Origin of the sequence: uncultured Thiodictyon sp. (assembly GCF_903828115.1) — a bacterium.
Taxonomy (GTDB): domain Bacteria; phylum Pseudomonadota; class Gammaproteobacteria; order Chromatiales; family Chromatiaceae; genus Thiodictyon.
In genome coordinates, this window is the sequence record NZ_CAIKKU010000235.1 from 1 (window position 1) to 2,117 (window position 2,117).

3 protein-coding genes and 3 pseudogenes are annotated in these 2,117 nt (G+C 61.4%); all 6 read right to left on the reverse strand.

What is annotated here, in order from left to right; genetic code table 11:
• Nucleotides 1-211: pseudogene (locus QZY48_RS08605) on the reverse strand (ABC transporter permease); the annotation flags it as partial.
• 43 nt (nucleotides 212-254) lie between these two features.
• Nucleotides 255-458, reverse strand: a pseudogene (locus QZY48_RS34685) (NAD-dependent epimerase/dehydratase family protein); the annotation flags it as partial.
• An 8-nt stretch (nucleotides 459-466) separates the two neighbouring features.
• Entirely contained in the window at nucleotides 467-826 is a 360-nt protein-coding gene (locus QZY48_RS08615; protein ID WP_295430144.1) for a HEPN domain-containing protein, read from the reverse strand.
• A gap of 20 nt (nucleotides 827-846) precedes the next feature.
• The gene (locus tag QZY48_RS08620; RefSeq protein WP_295430146.1) at nucleotides 847-1,155 is read right to left on the reverse strand and encodes a nucleotidyltransferase domain-containing protein; all 309 of its coding nucleotides are present in this window, start codon (nucleotides 1,153-1,155) and stop codon (nucleotides 847-849) included.
• 32 nt (nucleotides 1,156-1,187) lie between these two features.
• Nucleotides 1,188-1,535, reverse strand: a complete 348-nt coding sequence (locus QZY48_RS08625; protein WP_295430148.1) for a hypothetical protein — start codon at nucleotides 1,533-1,535, stop codon at nucleotides 1,188-1,190.
• Between the two features lie 400 nt (nucleotides 1,536-1,935).
• A pseudogene (locus QZY48_RS08630) lies at nucleotides 1,936-2,117 on the reverse strand (ABC transporter permease); the annotation flags it as partial.

A 2,117-nucleotide genomic window follows, 5' to 3' on the forward strand; every position in this document is an offset into this window, starting at 1 on the left:
GGCGGATGCCCAGCCACAGGAAGCAGGCGATCAGGCCCCAGCTCAGGATGAACCCCGGCCAGTAGATGTGTGCCGCGCCGCCGAGGATGGCCCAGCGGAAGCCGTCGATGACGCCGACCATGGGGTTGAGGGCGTAGAGCAGCCGCCATTGTTCCGGGATGACGCTGGAGCTGAAGCCCACGGGGGAGACATAGAGCCCCATGGAGAACATAGTCTGGCGCGGCGTCGATGACCCGTCGGGTCAGCCCGGCTGGCTCGCGAATATCCTGAAGGTGGTGCGCGACCCGCTCGGCCAGGCCCAACTGCTCGAACAGTGAGGGGGTGGTGTTGGGCGGCAGGGCGATCCCGACCACGCGCGCGCCGAGCATCAGCAGCCATTCACAGAGCCAGGCGCCTTTGAAGCCGGTATGACCGGTGACCAGGACCGTTTTGCCGGCATAATAAGGGGAGAAGTCCATCGGGAGTTTTAAGTTTTAGGGGTTAAGTGAGTGCGGATGGCTTGAATGATTTGGTGCGCGTCTGTGATGTCCTGGTTGGCTTGCTCGGGAGTGATTTCTGCCGTTGCATCGTAGTCTCCGAGCTGGCGGTCTTCGAAGAGGCGGGTCAGGATGCGTGTGAATGCTGGTGCAAAGATACCGGTGTGGACGAAGTCTTTGTTGAATCTTCCGATCAATTGCGCGTGGCTCGAAAAGCTATTACCGGATGCCAGGTGAAGGGCACTGATGGCATGGAAAACGCCATAGTAGGCACGCGATGCGGCATCGCCATAAAGTCCTGAGCCTTGCAAGATTTTAGCGGCTTTGAGTTTGGCTTCGGCGGCCGTCAAGAGGACCCCGCTCTCGGGGGTCATAAGCGAACCGCCTCGCGGGCGATGTTTCGCGCGAGTGGATAGCCTTGACTGCGGCGCCATTCGTCCTCGGTTCGCAACAAGGTGGCCACCAGGGCGTCGTGATGGTCAAGGATGTCGACTTGCACGTCGAGAATGCGATCCCGGATATCCTGCGTCTTTTCGTCGACAATGATCAAAACGTCGTAATCGGAGGTCTCGCGTGCGTCGCCGCGTGCCCGCGATCCGAACAACCAGAGTCCACGGAGGTGCGGGCCGAGGCGTTGGCTCAGTGCTTGACGCAGGGTTTGAATGACGGGGTCTCGCATCGTTAAAGTATCGAGGGTTGCGGGGTGTTTGGTTATTCCCAGGCGTCGATGAGCACGTTGTTTGGCGACAGGTGGTAGGTGGTGATGAGGCTGTCGCGAAAGGATTCGATCATCGGCTTGGGGCCACTCAGGTAGAAGGCTGCCATTGATGGGGCTGCGGTGTTGGTCATGATCTGGGCTAGGTTGATTCGGCCTGGGTGGATGGTTAGATCGATGCTGGCTGTCTGGTGCTCGGCGTAGTAGCGGACCTGGAAACCGGGGACCTCGGCGGCGCAGCGGTCGGCAAGGGGGCGGTAGATGAGCAGGTCCGGGGTTTGGGCGCCGTAGTGCAATGTTGCCTGCTCGATGGGCAAGGCGCCTTGGCTCAGGGCCGCCTCCATGAAGGCACAGAAGGATCATAGTCATCCAGCGTCAGGTGAATGAACTGTCCGGGCAAGAAGCGCGGCAGGCGTTTGTCTGAGCGCAGCCAATAAGTGGCGACATTCGGGGTGTGGCGCTGGATCCGGTCGACCACAGCCCTGAAATGAACGGGTTGCGCCATCGCTCAGCCCAGCACGTGATCGAAGACGCCGAGGATGTAATCGATCATCGCTGTTTGGCGATGTTGCTGGGTACGGACACCGCCGCACGGTGCGTCGTAAGCGTTCCGACCCCTCCGGCCGCGGCGCCTGACACCGTCAGGGCTGGAAGCCCTGACTACGCACGCCGCTGGCCGGGATTACGATCAAGGCCCGTCTCGTTACGCCTCACCCCTCACCCCTCACCCCTCACCCCTCACTCTCACACAAAATCCGCAAAGCTCCTTTCCATCCGGCGAAACTGGCGGATGCCCAGCCACAGGAAGCAGGCGATCAGGCCCCAGCTCAGGATGAACCCCGGCCAGTAGATGTGTGCCGCGCCGCCGAGGATGGCCCAGCGGAAGCCGTCGATGACGCCGACCATGGGGTTGAGGGCGTAGAGCA